This is a genomic window from Parvibaculum sp., assembly GCF_040882025.1.
GTDB lineage: Bacteria > Pseudomonadota > Alphaproteobacteria > Parvibaculales > Parvibaculaceae > Parvibaculum.
The window spans coordinates 1-17,493 of sequence record NZ_JBBECC010000151.1; the positions used below are offsets into that span (position 1 = coordinate 1).

Below are 17,493 nucleotides of genomic sequence, written 5' to 3' on the forward strand. Positions count from 1 at the left end.
CTGGAACAGGCGCGGCAAGCGCCGCACGAACAAGGAGAATGCGGATGACAGGAAAGATCGAGATACGCCTGAAAGAACTGGGAATTGAACTGCCTGCGCCGGCAGGCCCGGCGGGCACCTATGTGCCCTACGTTGTCACCGGCAATCTGGTTTTCATTTCCGGACAAGGACCGATGGGCAACGCCGGCATCGCCTATCAAGGCAAGCTCGGCAAGGACCACGACATCGATGCCGGCAAGGCCGCGGCACGCCTGACCATGCTCAATGTTCTGGCCCAGCTGAAGGCCGCTTGCGGCGGTGACCTTGATCGCGTGAAGCGAGCGGTGAAAATCCTGGGTTTCGTCAACGCGACACCCGACTTCGACCAGCAACCTGCCGTCATCAACGGTGCCTCCGACCTCCTTGTCGAAATCTTCGGCGAAGCCGGCCGCCACGCTCGTTCGGCCGTTGCGGCCCCCAGCCTCCCTTTCCAGATCACGGTCGAAATCGAGGCCATTTTCGAGATCGCGTGAAGCAGAACCCTTCTCTAGAATTGCCGCATGGGAGACAGTGAGCAGGCCATTATCCGCGTCGTTGACAGCCTCACCGGCGTCAATGCCGTCGCATGGGACGCATGTGCCAACCCGCCGGGCGAACCGGCCAATCCGTTCGTGTCGCATGCCTTCCTCTCAGCGCTCGAGGAAAGCGGCTCGGCAACGCGTCGCACCGGCTGGCTCCCGCATCATCTGCTGCTTGAAGACGACTGCGGTAATCTCGCCGGAGCGATGCCGCTTTACCTGAAGAATCACAGTCGCGGCGAATACGTCTTCGATCACGGCTGGGCCAACGCGCTCGAAAATGCCGGCGGCCGCTATTATCCCAAGCTGCAGGCCTCCGTGCCTTTTACTCCCGCGACGGGACCGCGCTTTCTGGCGCCGCGTGGACCCGGCCGCGAAGCCGCCGAAGAGGCGCTCGCCGCCGGAGCGGTCGAACTCGCCACGCGCCTCGGTGTTTCGTCGCTCCACGTCACCTTTCTCCCTCAGCGCCAATGGGCCAGGCTCAGCCAACTCGGATTCTTGCAGCGAACCGACCAGCAATTTCACTGGCATAACCGTGGCTACGGCTCATTCGACGATTTCCTGGCCGACCTTTCGTCGCGCAAGCGAAAAATGATTCGCAAGGAACGCGAGCGGGCACGAGACAACGGCGTCGCCGTCGAGTGGGTGACCGGCGCCGACATTACCGAGGATCACTGGGACGCATTTTTTGCGTTCTACATGGACACCGGCTCTCGCAAATGGGGGTCGCCATATCTCAGTCGCGAATTCTTCAGTCTGATCGGCGAGCGCATGGCGCAGGAGACGCTTCTGGTGATGGCCCGCCGCAACGGGCACCTCATCGCCGGCGCTTTGAACTTTATCGGCGGTGATGCCCTCTATGGCCGCAACTGGGGTGCCGTCGAACATCACCCGTTCCTGCATTTCGAGTGTTGCTACTATCAGGCGATCGAATTTGCCATTGTCAGGGGTCTCGCGCGGGTCGAGGCAGGCGCGCAGGGCGAGCACAAGCTGGCTCGCGGCTACCTGCCGGCGCGAACCCATTCTGCCCACTGGATCGCCAACCCGTCCTTTCGGGAAGCCGTAGCAGAATATCTTTGCCGCGAGCGCGAATATGTCGATCGGGACATCGCTGCCCTTGGCGAATACGCGCCCTTCCGGCACGATGGCAGCAATGATGACCATCGAGAGGATGAATTCTGACCGTGGCTTACGATCCGAACAACATTTTCGCCAAAATCCTCCGGGGCGAGGCACCCTGCTTCCAGGTCTATGAAGACGATATGACGCTCGCCTTCATGGATGTCATGCCGCAGGCGGAAGGACACACGCTGGTGATCCCGAAATACCCCGCCGAGGACCTTCTCGACCTCGATCCGGAATACGCGGCCGCCATGGCCCAAACGGTCCAGAAGATCGCCGCAGCGGTGAAAAAAGCCTTCGCCGCACCGGGCATCATGGTCGCGCAACTCAACGGCGCGCCGGCCGGCCAGACCGTCTTTCACATCCACACCCACATCATCCCGCGCTCGCAAGGTATCGACCTGAAGCTGCATGCGCGCCAGATGGCCGATTTCGACGAGCTGAAGAAACACGCTGAACGCATAAAAGCGGCGATGAACTGAAAGCAAGGCGCGCCTGACGCCAAAGGGAGGGGGGAACAATCGATGAAGATCGTCCGTACAGTGGCGGCGCTCGCCGTCACATTTTCGTTCGCAGCGGCTTGCTCCGAAAGCGAGAGCTACACGCAAGAGACCGTGGTGGCGCCCTCGCCGTTCCACGGCATCCACGGGCTGACCGTGACCCCCGACGGACGACTGCTGGCCGGCAGCGTCGTTGGCCGGGCTCTCTATGAGGTGAACCGCGACACGGGCGAGACAAGCATCGCCGAAGGCCCGCCCGAAGGCATGGCCGACGATGTCGAACAAGGACCGGACGGCACCATCGCATGGACCGCTTTCCTCGACGGCAAGGTTTACGCGCGGAAATCCGATGGCCGCCTGTTGACGCTGGCGGAAGGCCTGCCCGGCATGAATTCGCTGGCATGGACCGACGACGGCCGCCTGTTCGCGACGCAGGTTTTCCTGGGTGATGCGCTCTATGAACTCGATCCCTCGGGCGCAAACCCGCCGCGCAAGATCATGGAAGGCATGGGTGGCCTCAATGGCTTCGACTTCGGTCCCGACGGTAAACTGTATGGACCACTCTGGTTCAAGAAACAGATCGTTCGCGTCGATGTCGAAACCGCAACGATCGAGACTGTGGCAACCGGCTTCGATGTCCCGGCGGCTGCGAACTTCGATTCCAAAGGCAATCTCTACGCAGTCGATACGGCTGCCGGCCATGTCTATCGCATCGACGTGGCAAGCGGCGAGAAGACGCTGATCTCGGAGGTTGCGCCGGCAATCGACAACCTGGCGCTCGACGCCGACGACAATCTCTACATCACCAACATGGCGGACAACGCCGTCATCGCCATCGACACGGATACCGGCGAAGCACGGACAATCGTTTCCGGCGCCTTGGCCGTCGCCGGCGACATCGAGATGTCAGACGCCGGCACCCTTTATGTCGCCGATCTCTTTGCCGCACGCATGGTCGACCCGGTCTCGGGCGAAGTGACGGAACTTGGTCGTGTCTTTGCCTCCGACATCGACTATCCGCTGAGCGTTTCCGTCGCAAACGGACGCATCGCCTTTGCCGCGCTGACGGCCGGCGCCGTGCACCTGTTCGACGAGGAGACGGGCGCTTCGCTCGGCATTCACCATGGCTTCACGACACCGGCGGAGGCGCTGGCGATGTCGGACGGCAGTGTTTTGGTCACTGAATACACGCGCGGCGCGATTGTTCGCGTCGGCGGTGACGACTGGTCCGATCGCACCGACCTCGCCACGGGCCTCTCCGGCCCGGCAACGATGAAACTCGGCCTCGACGGCTCGCTTTATGTCAGTGAGAGAACGGGTGGTCGCATTTCGCGTGTGGACTTGGAAAGTGGCGAAAGCACGGTGATCGCTGAGGGTCTCGCCGAACCGGAGGGTTTCGACATCGCGCCCGACGGCCGGATCATCGTCGCCGAGGTGGGCGCAAAACGCATCTCGGCAATCAATCCCGCGGGCGGCGAGCCAACCGTTCTGAAATCCGACCTGCCGATCGGCTTCGAGGCGCCCGACGGCGCCCCCGACCTCTATATTCCAACCGGCATCGCGGTCGCGGCCAATGGCGACATCTACTACTCATCCGACATCGACGTCGCAATCTACCGGCTGAAGAAAGACTGACACGCGGAAAAGAAAAAAGGCCGCCGTACTCGCACGGCGGCCTTCGTTTTAAGTCGCGCTTTGTTATTCGCCCATGTGGAAGGCGACAAACTTGTTGCCGTCCAGATCACGGAAATAGCCGCCGTAGAAACTGCCGCCGCGTACGCCCGGCGCCCCTTCGTCCTTGCCGCCAAGGCTCATCGCCTTCGCGTGAACCTTGTCGACATTGGCGCGCGATCCGACGGCCAGCGCCACCATCGTGCCGTTGCCAAAATTCGCCTTGTTGCCGTCATGCGGCTTCGTCACCGCGAGCATCGGGCCGCCATTGCTCCAGCCGACGAACCGCCCCGGATCCGACATGGCGCGCTTGGCGCCAATTTCGCCAAGAAGCGCGTCATAAAACGCCGCCGCCTTGTCGAGATCGTTGGTTCCCACCATCACATAGCCGATCATTCTCTTAGTCTCCCTGGGGTTGCACTCTTCTTCTGATCGTTGTCACCGAAAACGGCCATAAAGCATGCCGCTTCATGGCCGTCTTCAATTCGCCGGCGTCAGGCAAGTCGCCCGGCACCCTTATTCCACAAGCAAGGGCACTTTAGGCACGCTGCCGCCGCCAGAACCGTCGCCTGGCCGGTCCTTCGGCTTTCGAACGCGTGGCTTTTTCGGCCCCTGATCGCCCGAATGCCCTGAACTGCGCGGCGGTGCCGCCTCGATATCGAAATCGAGCGCGTCATCCTTGACTGCCACGCGAACATGGCCGCCCTTCACCAGTCGCCCGAACAACACTTCGTCGGCCAGCGGCTTCTTGATGTGCTCTTGGATCACGCGCGCAAGTGGGCGCGCGCCCATCTGCTCGTCGTAACCACGCGTCGCGAGCCACTTGTTGGCATCCGGTGTAAGTTCGATCGTCACATTGCGGTCGGCCAGCTGCGCCTCAAGTTGCAACACGAACTTCTCGACCACGCGCGCGATAACCCCTTCCGGTAGATGCCCGAACGGTATCGTCGCATCGAGGCGATTGCGGAACTCCGGCGTGAACAGCCGTTTGATGGCATCCTCATCGTCGCCGGTACGCTTTGTACGTGCAAAACCGATCGGCGTTTTGGCCATGTCGGCAGCGCCCGCATTGGTCGTCATGATGAGCACGACATTCCGGAAATCGATCTTCTTGCCGTTATGGTCGGTGAGCTTCCCGTGATCCATCACCTGCAGAAGAATGTTGAAAAGATCGGGATGCGCCTTCTCGATTTCGTCGAGCAGCAGCACACAATGAGGATGCTGGTCGACACCATCGGTCAGGAGACCGCCCTGATCGAAGCCAACATAGCCAGGCGGCGCGCCGATCAGACGCGATACCGTATGCCGCTCCATATATTCGGACATGTCGAAGCGCAGCATTTCGACGCCGAGCACGGACGCAAGCTGCCGGGCGACCTCTGTCTTGCCGACGCCGGTCGGACCGGAGAAGAGATAGCAACCGATGGGCTTTTCCGCTTCGCGGAGCCCCGCCCGCGCAAGCTTGATCGAGGCGGCAAGTGCTTCGATGGCGGTATCCTGCCCGAAAACGACGCGCTTCAGTTCGGTATCGAGATCTTTCAGCTTTTCCGTATCACTCTTCGATACCGATTTTGGCGGTATGCGCGCCATCGTCGCCACGACAGCCTCAATCTCCGCGACACCGATGGTCTTTTTGCGCCGCGACTCGGGCAGCAGCATCTGCGACGCACCAGCTTCGTCGATCACGTCGATCGCCTTGTCCGGCAGCTTACGGTCATGCATGTACTTCGCCGACAAATCCACCGCTGCTTTCACCGCATCGTTGGTGTAGCGAACTTTGTGGAAGTCCTCGAAATAGGGCTTGAGCCCTTTCAGAATCTTGACTGTGTCGGGTACGGAAGGCTCCGCCACGTCGATCTTCTGAAACCGGCGCACCAGCGCCCGGTCCTTCTCGAAGTGCTGCCGGTATTCCTTGTAGGTCGTCGAACCGATGCAGCGGACATTGCCGCTGGCGAGCGCCGGCTTCAACAGATTGGATGCATCCATCGCGCCGCCGCTGGTCGCACCGGCGCCGATCACCGTGTGGATTTCGTCGATGAACATGATCGCACCCGGATAGCCTTCTATCTCCTTGATGACGGCCTTGATGCGCTCTTCGAAATCGCCGCGGTAACGCGTACCGGCCAGAAGCGTTCCCATATCGAGCGAGAAAATCGTTGCATTCCGCAGCACATCGGGCACTTCGCCTTTGACTATGCGCCGCGCAAGACCTTCGGCGATGGCGGTTTTGCCAACACCCGGATCGCCCACAAAAAGCGGGTTGTTCTTCGAACGACGGCAAAGAATCTGGATCGTCCGCTCAACTTCGCGTTCGCGACCGATCAGCGGGTCTATTTTTCCCTGCTTGGCCTTCTCGTTGAGATTGATGCAGTAGTTATCGAGCGCTTCGGTCGAGCGCTCTTTGCGGCCACGCTCGTTTGTCGCCGGTTCTTCCTGCGCACCGCGCACCGGACGCGTCTCCGTCATATCGGCCCGCTTGGCAATACCGTGACTGATGTAGTTGACGGCGTCGTACCGCGTCATGTCCTGCTCTTGCAGGAAATAGGCGGCATGGCTTTCGCGCTCGGCAAACATCGCAACAAGCACGTTTGCCCCCGTGACCTCCTCGCGGCCCGACGACTGGACATGGATGACGGCGCGCTGGATCACGCGCTGAAAACCGGCGGTCGGCTTTGATTCCTGCCCGTCATCGACAACAAGGCTCGAAAGTTCGTTGTCGACATAGTTGGTCAGTTGTTGACGAAGCAGATCCATGTCGACATTGCAGGCGCGCATGACGGCGGCCGCGTCTTGATCGTCGACCAGCGAAAGCAGGAGATGTTCAAGCGTCGCATACTCATGATTGCGTTCATTGGCGAGCGATAGCGCGCGGTGAAGTCCTTCCTCGAGACTGCGTGAAAACGTCGGCACTCCGAACCTTCCCTTCTGCTGGACTACAGCCTGAACGCGCTATTCTCGCTCCATCGTACATTGCAGCGGGTGCTGGTGCTGCTGAGCGAAATCCATCACTTGCGTTACCTTGGTCTCCGCCACCTCGTAGGTATAGAGGCCACAAATGCCCACACCATGCTGGTGCACATGGAGCATGATGACCGTCGCCTCGTCCCTCCCCTTGCTGAAGAACCGCTCCAGAACGTGGACGACAAACTCCATGGGCGTGTAGTCGTCGTTGAGCAGTAGAACCTTGTAAAGCGAGGGCTTCTTCGTCTTCGGCTTCGTCTTGGCGATGACACCGGTGCCGACGCCGTCCTCATCGCCGCGCCGCCTGTCGTCCGACATTCCCCGTTCCTGCCACTTCATCGCATCCGTCCCGGCTTCGTCTGTGCCGGGGAGTGCTGCTGCTGGCCAACTTCCGCCTGCACCAACTCCCACTATACATAGTCGAGCATAGCGAATTTCAAAGCCCAACCCAATCAAACCGGCCATTTGGCGGCCAGCCCGCGCAGCCAGGCGTCGATTCGCACTTTGTTGACACCAAGATCCGAGTAGCCGTAGCGCGAGCGGCTGTAGATCGCGAGGCTTGATCGCCCGGCTCCGGCGGCAAGGAACCGGACAGTAATTGTATCGGGAAAGCCAAGAAGCGCACTCCGTTGGACATAGATATCTGTAAAGGTAGCGTCGTCCGCGCTGGTCTGGACAAGGCGAGGCTGCGCCAGCGCCACGTCACGGAAAAGCGCCCTGATTACCGCCGGGTCGACGTCGAATTCTGGCGTTGTGCGGTGCGGTTTCGCCTGCTCGCAAAGGCCGGCGGGAGCAGCAAGATATTGATTTGGCGTCGCCTTCAGCCTTAGGGTCTGAAAATCCATTCCACCTCGCAAAACTGCCCATTTATCCGGATACGCCGATTCTGGCGCCGCCAACCAGTCCGTTAACGGTCCTTAACGCGATTAACCAGACGATAATATCTATGGCTTATCTTGGGCTGACTGGCTCAAGCATCTGGAAAATATACGATTTTTTTCCGATTTCGAGCCAAAGGGCCTTCGCAAACTGTGGTCACGGCGCTACAGTTCGCTGGGGATAGTTTTCGGGATGGCACCTTTGGCTTCGGCCGTGGGGGCCTATATGAGGGGTCGTGAGAACATGTCGGGGTCTGCGCTGGCGAGTATCGTGCGCATCTCTCATGGATTCAGGGGAGTCGCGGCCATTATGGCCGCCGTACTACTGACGGCTGTCGCCGTTTCCCCCGCTCACGCCGCGAAACCCAAAACCGCCGCGCTCGTCATGGATGCCCACACGGGCAAAGTCATCTATTCCCGTAGTGCCGACGAGCTCCGTTACCCGGCGTCACTGACCAAGGTGATGACGCTCTATCTTCTTTTCGAGAAGCTGGAAAAGCGCGAAATCACACTCGATTCCCGAATCACCATGACCCAGCGCGGGGCCAACCAGCCGCCGTCGAAATTGGGCCTTCGTCCGGGGCAGACGATCCGGGTGGAGGATGCGATCCTCTCCCTCGTCACCCGCTCGGCCAACGATGTCGCCTCGGCGACCGGTGCCTTCATTGCCGGCACCGAAACAAACTTCGCCAAGCTCATGACCAAGAAAGCGCGCGAACTTGGCATGACGCGCACGACCTACAGGAATGCCTCGGGCCTGCCCGATAGCGCGCAGATGACGACCGCACGGGATCAGGCAACGCTGGCGCTGCGCATGCATCAGGATTTCCCGCAATATTATCACTACTTCAGCACCGAACAGTTCACCTGGGGAAAGTCCCGCATCCGTAATCACAACCGTCTCCTGGGCGAGTATCGCGGCACAACGGGCCTCAAAACCGGCTACACCAATGCCTCGGGCTTCAACCTGACGGCCACGGTCGAACGCGACGACAAGTTCGTGATCGGCGTTGTCATCGGGGGCGAAAAGGCCAAGTCGCGCGATCGGCACATGGTCGAAATTCTCGACCGTGCCTTCCCAAAAGCCGTTGCGATGAAGACAAGCCGCACGCAATTCGCGGCGGCACCGCCTGTTCCGGTGGTGCGGCCTGACGCTGCGGCGGGAGTTATCCCCGCCGAAGATCGCGCTGCGTTGCTTCAGCTTGCCAGTGCGATCGACGGGGACACCAGTATGACAGGCCGTGCCGAAGGCGACGGCGACATGACGACGCCCGCGCCTGTCGTCATGGCGGCCCTTCCGGAACCGAAACCCGTAACAAGGCGTTCTGCCGCGCCGGTCGACAACGTCACCGCCTACGCTGCTGCTGCACTGCGCACCGCCGAGGATGCGGGCCGCCAGGCGGGCCGTGAGATCGGCAACTTCCTCGTTGCACCGGCAAATGCCAGCATCAGCCCTGACGCGCCGGCCAATCCGCTGGTGCGCGAAGCGGCGCTCGATCCGGCCCGTACCGCGCCCGCCGCCCGTCAGTCATGGCGCGAAGGCGACCCGCTTATTCCCGACGGCACATGGATCATTCAGATCGGTGCCTATGCCGGCCAGGCCGATGCCGTTGACAGTATCCGCAAGGCGCTCCGCGCGGCGCCGAACGAACTCGGCACCGCAGTTCCCGTCACAATCCCGGTCAAGACCGCCGACAACCGCACGCTCTATCGCTCGCGCTTCGGCGGCTTCGACAACGAAACGGCGGCGAAAACCGCCTGTGGCCGGCTCGCACGCCAAAGCATCCCGTGCATCGCCATTCCGCCGGCGAACTGGGCCATGCCCCAGACCGCCAAGGCCGAACGCGGCTAGGCGGAAGCCCGCCGTTCCTCGACAGGCAAGGCCAGCGCATCGATCAACGCACGCACCTCGGCGCGCGCGGCGACATGCGACATCGACATCTGGGCCTCGACCCCCTCCTCCCGAAGATCGAGCAGCGTCAGGCCGGACGGAAACATCTCGCGGAAGATCACGCGTTCGCCGAAGCCTGGTCCCGTGCGAAAGCCGATCCGGTCGGCCAGCGCGCCGAGCACGGCCTCGACACGCCGCTTGTTCTTGGCATCGAGATGAGAAAGCCGGTTTCGGATCACCACCCAGTCGATTTCACCGCCATCGCGCATGGCGCGCCGCTTCCGGCTCTCCCACACCATTTCGCTGTAAACGCTGGGTCCCTTGATGCGGTAGGTCTGCGGATCGACCCGCCCAAGCAAATCGAAATCGACAAAACTGTCATTCATGGGCGTGACAAGCGTATCGGCGCGGGCATGCCCGAGGCGCGACAAATGGTTGTCGCTGCCAGGACAATCGACAACGATGAAATCGTTTTCTGCTGCCAGCCGCGCCATCACCGCATCGAGCGCTTCCTCATCCGCCGCGTTGGCTTCGCTGATCGTCCCGAGCGCAGAGCGCGCAATCACGACATGATCGGGCATCACGAGTTTGACCCCGGCAGCATCCGCCCATGCCTTGCGGTTTTCCACATAGCGCGTCAGCGAGCGCTGCCGCCCGTCGAGATCGACCGAACCAACCCTCAGCCCCTCATGCAGCAGCAAGGCAATCACATGCATGGCGGTCGTCGTCTTGCCCGACCCGCCTTTTTCGTTACCCAGAACGATCACATGGGCAGGCCGCCGCCCGCTCCCGGATTCAGTCATATATCCCCGCAAAACCAGCCACCCGAATCGCGAGCGGAGTGTGGGTAGTGCGACCAGGAGCGTCAACTGTTCCCATGCGGAGCGGCCATAAGGCGCCGCTCTTGCGGTCCCCCCCATCGGTCCGGCTACACTCGATCCGCTCGACCGGCGGACGCACCTCCAGACGACCTCCCCGCCGCTCCCCTTGAAGTGGCAATTCCGAGGAGTCCTTTCGAATGAACGGCATGCTCACACTCGACAAGCTTTCAGACCTTGTTGCCGCCGGCGAGATCGATACCGTCGTCATGGCCATGCCGGACATGCAGGGCCGTCTCGTCGGCAAGCGCATGGCGGCCGGATATTTCCTCGATACAGCGGTCCACGAGACCCATGCCTGCAACTACCTTCTGACGGTCGACACCGACATGGAGCCGGTGCCGGGATACAAGGCCGCGAGCTGGGCACAGGGCTACGGCGATTTCGTGTTGAAGCCCGACCTTGCAACGTTGCGCCGTATTCCGTGGCTGCCTGCAACTGCCCTCGTTCTTTGCGATACGCTCGATCATCACGGTGAGGATGTTCCGCATGCGCCGCGCGCCATCCTGAAGAAGCAATTGAAGCGCGTTGCCGCCATGAAGATGAAGGCTTTCACGGCTTCCGAGCTCGAATTCTATCTCTTCGACGACACTTATGAAGCGGCGCATGAAAAGCGCTATCAGGGGCTGAAAACCGCCAACTGGTACATTGAGGACTACCACGTGCTCGCGACCTCGAAAGAGGAAGGCATCATGCGCGCCATCCGCAACGGGTTGGAGGGCGCCGGCATTCCGGTCGAGAATTCGAAGGGCGAATGGGGCCCCGGCCAGGAGGAAATCAATATCCGTTATGCCGAGGCGCTCGAAATGGCGGACCGGCACACCATCCTCAAGAACGGCATCAAGGAAATTGCCTGGCTGCACGGCAAGGCCGTCACCTTCATGGCCAAATGGAACTACGAGCTGGCGGGATCCTCCTGCCACATCCACATGTCGCTCTGGGACGAGAAGGCCAAAAACGCCCATTTTTTCGACAAGGACGCGAAGCCGCATGGCATGTCGGAACTGTGCCAGCAATTCCTGGCCGGCCAGCTGGCCCATGCCCGCGAGCTGACTTATTTCCTGGCACCGCAGGTCAACTCCTACAAGCGCTTCGTCAACGGCTCTTTCGCGCCGACCAACATCGTATGGTCCAACGACAACCGGACGGCCGGCTTCCGCATGTGCGGCCAGGGCAAGAGCCTGCGCATCGAATGCCGGATCGGCGGCGCCGACCTGAACCCCTATTTGGCCTATGCAGCACTTCTGGCGGCGGGCCTTGACGGGGTGGAGAAGGAAATGGCGCTCGAGCCCGAATTTTCAGGCGATGCCTATGTGGGCAGCGGCATTCCGTCGCTGGCCAAGAACCTGCGCGACGCCCTGACCGAGCTGGAAAAGTCGGATACGCTCCGCGCCGCTCTCGGCGATGACGTCGTGGAGCACTATCTCCATGCTGGCCGCTGGGAACAGTTCGAATACGACCGGCGAGTTACCGATTGGGAACTGAAGAGAGGCTTCGAACGCGGATGAGCGGCACACTGAAAGTCATTTCTCCCGTCGACGGAAGTATCTATGCCGAGCGTCCGCTCGCAGCATGGGAAGAGGTCGACGGCGCGCTGAACGCCGCGCGTGCCGCCCAGGCCGCATGGAAACTTGTCCCCATCGCCGAACGCGCCGCCCTCTGCACCCGCTTCACCGAAGCCTTTGTCGCGATGAAGGACGAAATCGTGCCGGAACTTGCCTGGCAGATGGGCCGTCCCATTGCCTATGGCGCCGGTGAGGTGCGCGGCTTTGAGGAGCGCGCGCGCTACATGATCGGTATCGCGCCGGAGACGCTGGCCGACATCGACGCCGGCCCGAAGGAAGGTTTCCGGCGCTGGGTGCGCCGTGAACCGATCGGCACCGTGCTGACCATCGCCGCATGGAATTATCCCTACCTGATCGCCGTCAATTCGGTGGTACCGGCGGTCATGGCCGGCAATGCAATCATCCTGAAACATTCCGGCCAGACACCGCTCTGTGCCGAACGTTTTGCGATGGCCTTCGAGAAGGCCGGTGCACCTGATGGGCTTTTTCAGGCGATCCATATGAGCCATGAAATGACCGAAAAAACGATCGGCGATCCGCGCGTCGATTTCGTGCAATTCACCGGCTCGGTCGCCGGCGGCCGCGCCGTCGTGAAGGCGGCGGTCAATCGTTTCATCGGCATCGGGCTTGAACTCGGCGGCAAGGACCCGGCTTATGTTCGCGCCGACGTCAACCTGCCCTTCGCCATCGAAAATCTCGTCGACGGCGCATATTTCAATTCCGGCCAGTCCTGCTGCGGCAAGGAGCGGCTCTATGTTCATGCCGATGTTTATGACGATTTCGTCGAAGGCTTCGTCGACCTGACGAAGAAATACAAGCTCGGCGACCCGCTCGACCCCGAAACGACGATCGGACCAATGGTCCGCACCTCCGCCGCAACCTTTGTGCGCGGCCAGATCGCCCAGGCCATCCGCGGCGGCGCGAAGGCGCTGATCGGCGAAGCACATTTCCCGGCCTCAAGGCCCGGCTCGCCCTATCTGGGGCCCGAAGTGCTGGTGGACGTCAATCACCAGATGGAGGTGATGCGCGAGGAAACCTTCGGCCCCGTGATCGGCATCATGAAAGTCTCGTCCGACGACGAGGCGATTGCATTGATGAACGACAGCCCTTACGGCCTGACCGCCTCGGTCTGGACCGAGGACACCGAGGTCGGCGAAAAGCTCGGCGAACGGCTCGAAACCGGCACCTTCTTTCTCAATCGCTGCGACTATCTCGATCCCGCGCTCGCCTGGACCGGCGTCAAGAACACCGGCCGCGGCGCCACGCTGTCGCCCGTGGGCTATGAAAGCCTGACGCGTCCCAAGAGTTATCACCTGAGAACGCAAACAAAATGATCGACACCTATCCCAATCTCGTCGGCAACTGGAATTTCCCGACCAAAATGCGCTTCGGGGCCGGGCGCATCAAGGAACTCGCCGAAGCCTGCGGCGCCGCCGGTATCGAGCGGCCATTGCTGGTCACAGATCCCGGCCTGAAGCCGTTGCCGATGATCGCCGAGGCGCTTGCCCTCCTCGAAAAGAACGGTCTTGCCTGCGCTCTCTTCGCCGACGTTCACCCCAATCCGGTCGGCGCCGATGTCGAGGCTGGCCTGAAGGCCTTCCACCGGGGCAAGCATGACGGCGTGATCGTTTTCGGCGGCGGCAGCGCCATGGATGCCGGCAAGGCGGTCGCCTTCATGTCCGGCCAGACACGGCCGATGTGGGACTATGAAGACCGTGAGGACTGGTGGACCCGTGCCGACCCGAACGGCATCGCGCCGGTCATCGCCGTGCCGACAACGGCGGGCACAGGCTCCGAAGTCGGCCGCGCCGCCGTTATCACCGATGAGAGCGACCACACCAAGAAGATCATCTTCCACCCGAAGATGATGCCGGTCGACGTGATCTGCGACCCCGAACTGACGATCGGCTTGCCGCCCAACATCACGGCGGCAACCGGCATGGATGCGCTCTCCCATAATCTCGAAGCCTATTGCGCACCCTTCTGGCACCCGCTGGCGCAAGGCGTCTCGCTTGAAGGCATGCGGCTTTGCAAGGAATGGCTGCCGGAAGCGGTGAAGCGTGGCAGCAATGTAGAAGCCCGCTCGTTCATGCTTGCAGCCTCCTCGATGGGCGCGACGGCATTCCAGAAGGGCCTCGGCTCGATGCATGCGATGAGCCATCCCTGCTCCTCGCTGCGGGGCACGCATCATGGTCTCACCAACGCCGTGGTGATGCCTTATGTACTGCTGCACAACCGCAAGGCGATCGAGGAAAAGATCGTCGCGGCCGCCAATTATCTCGCCTTGAAAGACCGTAGTTTCAATGGCTTCGTCGACTGGATTCTGACGTTACGTGAGGCGATCGGTATCCCGAACACGCTGAACGAGATCGGCGTCGACACCGGCATCATTCCGCAACTGGCGGCGATGGCGCTTGAAGACCCCTGCACAGGCGGCAATCCACTGCCGATGAGCGTGCCGGTCTACGAGGACCTGTTCGCACGGGCAATCGAAGGCAGGCTCGCCTGACCGTCACTTGGAATGCCCCGGCACCCATCTGCCTTGCGCATCGTGGTGACCGGGAACATAGCCCCTGGACTTCTGGCCCGGCGGCGGCAACGGCAATGGTCCGCCCTCGCGCTCGTAAGGCCTGACCCAACCGCCATGCTCGCTTTGATGGCCCGGCACGAAGGTCTTGAGCGGCGCAACGCGCGGGCCCTCGGGCTCAATGATCTCGGGGGCGCCCACGTCGGTGAAGATCGACGTCTCCGCCACCGCGGGAGCAGGCAACACGACAATCAGCGCGGCGGCGACAATCCTGTTCATCTCCTCGATATAGGGGGCAAGCGGCATGAAACCAGCGGCCAATTGATGTCGTTCGGCGCTGCCGCTATCTTCCGCGCGATCTCAGGAGAACCGGCCATGCCGCTCGACACCACAAGCCACAAAGTCCCTGTCGCCCGCAGCGCCGCGGACCTCCGCTCGGCTGTCGCCGCATGGCGCGCGAAGGATGAAACGGTCGCGCTGGTGCCGACGATGGGCGCGCTTCACGAGGGGCATCTTTCCCTTGTCGATCTCGTGCGGACAAAAGCCAATCGGGTCGTCGTTTCGATCTTCGTCAATCCGACGCAATTCGCACCGCATGAGGACTTCTCGGCCTATCCTCGTACCGAGGCCGCCGACGCCGCAAAGCTCGAAGGCAAGGCCGACCTGATTTTCGCGCCGGATGCTGCGGATATGTACCCCGAAGGCTTTTCGACGACGATTTCGCTGTCCGGCGTCACCGAACCGCTCGAGGGGCAGTTCCGCCCGACACATTTCGCCGGTGTCGCGACGGTGGTGGCCAAGCTGATCCTGCGCGCCATGCCCGACATCGCAATCTTCGGTGAAAAGGACTGGCAGCAATTGATGGTGATCCGCCGCATGGTTGCCGATCTCGACATTCCGGTTGAAATTCTCGGCGGGCCGATCATGCGCGAGGCGGATGGTCTCGCCATGTCGTCGCGCAACGTCTACCTGACCCCCGCCGAACGCGCGGCGGCCGGACAACTCAATGTGATCCTCAAGGAAACGGCCATAAGTATTTCTGCTGGCATACTTATTCCGGAAGCGACGAAGGCCGGCGCGGCGAAAATTCTGGCACTCGGCTTCGACAAGCTCGACTATCTGGAAGTGCGCGAAGCCGCCTCGCTGAAGGAATTTCCCACAGGCCGCCCGACCGGTCCCGCGCGCATTCTGGTTGCCGCCAAAATCGGCAAGACCCGCCTGATCGACAACATGCCGGTCTGACGCCTCACCTGAGATGCGTCGTCAGCCAGTCCCGCTGCACCGGCGCGGACATCTTGAACATATCCCCGGTGTACGCCTCGAAATGCATGCAGGGCAGCGCAAGGAATTTCTTTGGCTCGAGCGCGGTTTCATAGGCAGCGGCCGTCATGTCGAAGGGCGTCAGATGGTCTTCGAGCGCCGCCACCATCAGCAGCGGCGTTGGTGAAATGCGCGGAATGTAGATACCGGGCTCGTATTCCGTGAAGAGCTCCACCGACTGCAGCGTCACCTCGTTCTGCCACGGTGTCTGGCGCTCCTTGCCGAATGCTGTGAAAAACTCCCAGGTGTCGGCGGTCGGCAAGGCCGAAGGCTCACCCTCCGGCGCGGTGACGGGCATGCGGGCGGGCGCCGCGCCGCCGATCCGCGCCATGCGGTCGGCATCGAACCCCGCACGCAAGCCCTTCCAGTGATCGCCCCGAATGAGCCGGCGCGCGGTCTCGAGCCCGGCCACCAGCGGCACCTGCGCGATCACGCATTTGACGCGCCTGTCGATGGCGGCAACCACCAGCACATGCCCGCCCGAATAGCTCGATCCCCAGATGCCGATGCGGTTCGGGTCGACTTCCTTCAGCGTTTGCGCATAGGTGATCGCGTCGCGATAGCCGTCGATCTGCTGACGCGGGTCGATGTGCCCGCGCGGATTGCCGTCACTCGCCCCGAGATTGCGGTGGTCATAGACCAGCGCCGCTATGCCGGCCTCGGAGAAGAAGGCCGCGAAATCGTCGAGATACATTTCCTTTACGGCGGAAAAACCGTGCGCCATGACGACAGCGGGCGACGGGCCGGTCGCGCCTTTCGCCGGGTAGAACCAGCCGCGCAACGTCACGCCGTCTTCGGTTTTGAATTCGATGTCACGGCGCATGCTTTCTCCCCGGCTCGGTTTTCTTCAGCCCATCACACATGAAGGAAGCTGTCACCCGCCCCTACGGGCGGGGCCTAGAGCAATCCGAGCTCTTCCAGTTCGCGCCGCATTTCGTCCGGCATGTCCTCGCCGGGATCGCCTTTCCTCACGTCGGGCGGCGCGTCTTTCGCCTCGAAATAACGCCAGCCCTGAAAGGGCCGCCGTTCCTGCCGGCGCGTCGCAACAATCTCCTTGTCGAGCACGAGGCGGCAACGGCCGATGCCCTCGGCATCCTTGAACGGTTCGATGCCGATCAGCCGCTGGCGGCAGCGGATAACGCCCTTCATCACCCAGTAGAGCGACCCGCCCGCCAATATCTCGTCGGCGCGCTTCGGCGTCATCCGCGTGACATGGACGAGCTTTTGCGGCTGCTTGCGTTTTTTCATTTCGGCGAGCCGCGCCGCCTGCCATGTCGCCAGATCCGCAATATCTTCGGCGCCAACGCAAAGCTTGATCAGGTGGAGAGGCATTGACGGGGTATCTCTTCTCAAACTATAACACCGTTATAAACACATCGGACAGGAGCCTGACAGATGAGCGATCCCGCCCAGACCTTTCTGACCCGCTGGTACGCCTATGTCGAGAACCACGACCCGGCGCTGCTGCAGACCATTGTCGCCGACGGCGCGACGATCTCCTCGCCCGCCTTCTACAAGCCGAAGACCTCGAAGGACTATGTGATCGCCATTCTGACCACGGTCGTCGCCGGTTTCGAGGACTTCACCTACACAAAGGAATGGCTCGACGGCAACGAGATCATC

General features: G+C 61.7%; 17 protein-coding genes and 1 pseudogene. 10 read left to right on the forward strand and 8 right to left on the reverse strand.

Features of this window, described 5'->3' with window-relative positions:
- Window positions 1-44 precede the first annotated feature (44 nt).
- Genes WEB61_RS10720 through WEB61_RS10735 form a run of 4 tightly spaced genes read left to right on the forward strand, consistent with a single transcriptional unit; the run spans window position 45 to window position 3,814 of the window.
- Window positions 45-512 carry a RidA family protein gene (locus WEB61_RS10720; RefSeq protein WP_368064330.1) on the forward strand — a complete coding sequence of 156 codons (468 nt, stop codon included), beginning with the start codon at window positions 45-47 and terminating at the stop codon, window positions 510-512.
- 27 nt (window positions 513-539) lie between these two features.
- A complete protein-coding gene (locus WEB61_RS10725; protein ID WP_368064331.1) occupies window positions 540-1,739 on the forward strand; it encodes a GNAT family N-acetyltransferase in 1,200 nt (399 codons plus the stop codon).
- The gene (locus WEB61_RS10730) at window positions 1,733-2,161 is read left to right on the forward strand and encodes an HIT family protein (protein ID WP_368064346.1); all 429 of its coding nucleotides are present in this window, start codon (window positions 1,733-1,735) and stop codon (window positions 2,159-2,161) included. Before WEB61_RS10725 ends, WEB61_RS10730 begins: the two co-directional genes overlap by 7 nt.
- Before the next feature lie 42 nt (window positions 2,162-2,203).
- The gene (locus WEB61_RS10735) at window positions 2,204-3,814 is read left to right on the forward strand and encodes a hypothetical protein (protein WP_368064332.1); all 1,611 of its coding nucleotides are present in this window, start codon (window positions 2,204-2,206) and stop codon (window positions 3,812-3,814) included.
- A gap of 63 nt (window positions 3,815-3,877) precedes the next feature.
- Here the strand turns inward: WEB61_RS10735 and WEB61_RS10740 are convergent, their stop codons facing one another.
- From WEB61_RS10740 to WEB61_RS10755, 4 genes are all read right to left on the reverse strand, one after another.
- A complete protein-coding gene (locus WEB61_RS10740; RefSeq protein ID WP_368064333.1) occupies window positions 3,878-4,246 on the reverse strand; it encodes a VOC family protein in 369 nt (122 codons plus the stop codon).
- Between the two features lie 120 nt (window positions 4,247-4,366).
- Window positions 4,367-6,760 carry an ATP-dependent Clp protease ATP-binding subunit ClpA gene (gene clpA / locus WEB61_RS10745; RefSeq protein WP_368064334.1) on the reverse strand — a complete coding sequence of 798 codons (2,394 nt, stop codon included), beginning with the start codon at window positions 6,758-6,760 and terminating at the stop codon, window positions 4,367-4,369.
- A 39-nt stretch (window positions 6,761-6,799) separates the two neighbouring features.
- Window positions 6,800-7,129, reverse strand: coding sequence for an ATP-dependent Clp protease adapter ClpS (gene clpS, locus WEB61_RS10750; protein WP_368064335.1), 330 nt, complete (start codon window positions 7,127-7,129; stop codon window positions 6,800-6,802).
- Window positions 7,130-7,263: 134 nt separating this feature from the next.
- Complete coding sequence (locus WEB61_RS10755; RefSeq protein WP_368064336.1) at window positions 7,264-7,656, reverse strand: DUF1499 domain-containing protein; 393 nt, start codon at window positions 7,654-7,656, stop codon at window positions 7,264-7,266.
- Between the two features lie 343 nt (window positions 7,657-7,999).
- Between WEB61_RS10755 and WEB61_RS10760 the strand changes: the two genes are divergently transcribed.
- Complete coding sequence (locus WEB61_RS10760) at window positions 8,000-9,541, forward strand: serine hydrolase (protein ID WP_368064337.1); 1,542 nt, start codon at window positions 8,000-8,002, stop codon at window positions 9,539-9,541.
- Here WEB61_RS10760 and WEB61_RS10765 read toward each other — a convergent pair.
- A complete protein-coding gene (locus tag WEB61_RS10765) occupies window positions 9,538-10,383 on the reverse strand; it encodes a division plane positioning ATPase MipZ (protein WP_368064338.1) in 846 nt (281 codons plus the stop codon). The two genes, WEB61_RS10760 and WEB61_RS10765, sit on opposite strands and share 4 nt — an antisense overlap.
- Window positions 10,384-10,598: 215 nt before the next feature.
- Between WEB61_RS10765 and WEB61_RS10770 the strand changes: the two genes are divergently transcribed.
- Genes WEB61_RS10770 through WEB61_RS10780 form a run of 3 tightly spaced genes read left to right on the forward strand, consistent with a single transcriptional unit; the run spans window position 10,599 to window position 14,532 of the window.
- On the forward strand, window positions 10,599-11,966 hold the full coding sequence (locus WEB61_RS10770) for a glutamine synthetase family protein (RefSeq protein WP_368064339.1): 1,368 nt from the start codon (window positions 10,599-10,601) through the stop codon (window positions 11,964-11,966).
- The gene (locus WEB61_RS10775) at window positions 11,963-13,357 is read left to right on the forward strand and encodes an aldehyde dehydrogenase family protein (protein ID WP_368064340.1); all 1,395 of its coding nucleotides are present in this window, start codon (window positions 11,963-11,965) and stop codon (window positions 13,355-13,357) included. Before WEB61_RS10770 ends, WEB61_RS10775 begins: the two co-directional genes overlap by 4 nt.
- Window positions 13,354-14,532, forward strand: coding sequence for an iron-containing alcohol dehydrogenase (locus WEB61_RS10780; protein ID WP_368064341.1), 1,179 nt, complete (start codon window positions 13,354-13,356; stop codon window positions 14,530-14,532). The genes WEB61_RS10775 and WEB61_RS10780 overlap by 4 nt, the downstream gene beginning before the upstream one ends.
- A 3-nt stretch (window positions 14,533-14,535) precedes the next feature.
- Here the strand turns inward: WEB61_RS10780 and WEB61_RS10785 are convergent, their stop codons facing one another.
- A complete protein-coding gene (locus WEB61_RS10785; protein WP_368064342.1) occupies window positions 14,536-14,871 on the reverse strand; it encodes a hypothetical protein in 336 nt (111 codons plus the stop codon).
- Between the two features lie 54 nt (window positions 14,872-14,925).
- On the opposite strand from WEB61_RS10785, the gene panC reads away from it, so the two are divergent.
- Complete coding sequence (panC, locus tag WEB61_RS10790) at window positions 14,926-15,792, forward strand: pantoate--beta-alanine ligase (protein ID WP_368064343.1); 867 nt, start codon at window positions 14,926-14,928, stop codon at window positions 15,790-15,792.
- A 4-nt stretch (window positions 15,793-15,796) separates the two neighbouring features.
- Here panC and WEB61_RS10795 read toward each other — a convergent pair whose 3' ends face one another.
- Both WEB61_RS10795 and WEB61_RS10800 read right to left on the reverse strand, forming a co-directional pair.
- Window positions 15,797-16,693 (reverse strand): alpha/beta hydrolase, encoded by an 897-nt coding sequence (locus WEB61_RS10795; protein ID WP_368064344.1) that lies wholly within the window; start codon window positions 16,691-16,693, stop codon window positions 15,797-15,799.
- Between the two features lie 74 nt (window positions 16,694-16,767).
- Window positions 16,768-17,202: a DUF1489 family protein gene (locus WEB61_RS10800; RefSeq protein WP_368064345.1), complete on the reverse strand. Its 435-nt coding sequence runs from the start codon at window positions 17,200-17,202 to the stop codon at window positions 16,768-16,770.
- Between the two features lie 63 nt (window positions 17,203-17,265).
- Between WEB61_RS10800 and WEB61_RS10805 the strand changes: the two are divergent.
- Window positions 17,266-17,493 (forward strand): annotated as a pseudogene (locus tag WEB61_RS10805) (nuclear transport factor 2 family protein); the annotation flags it as partial.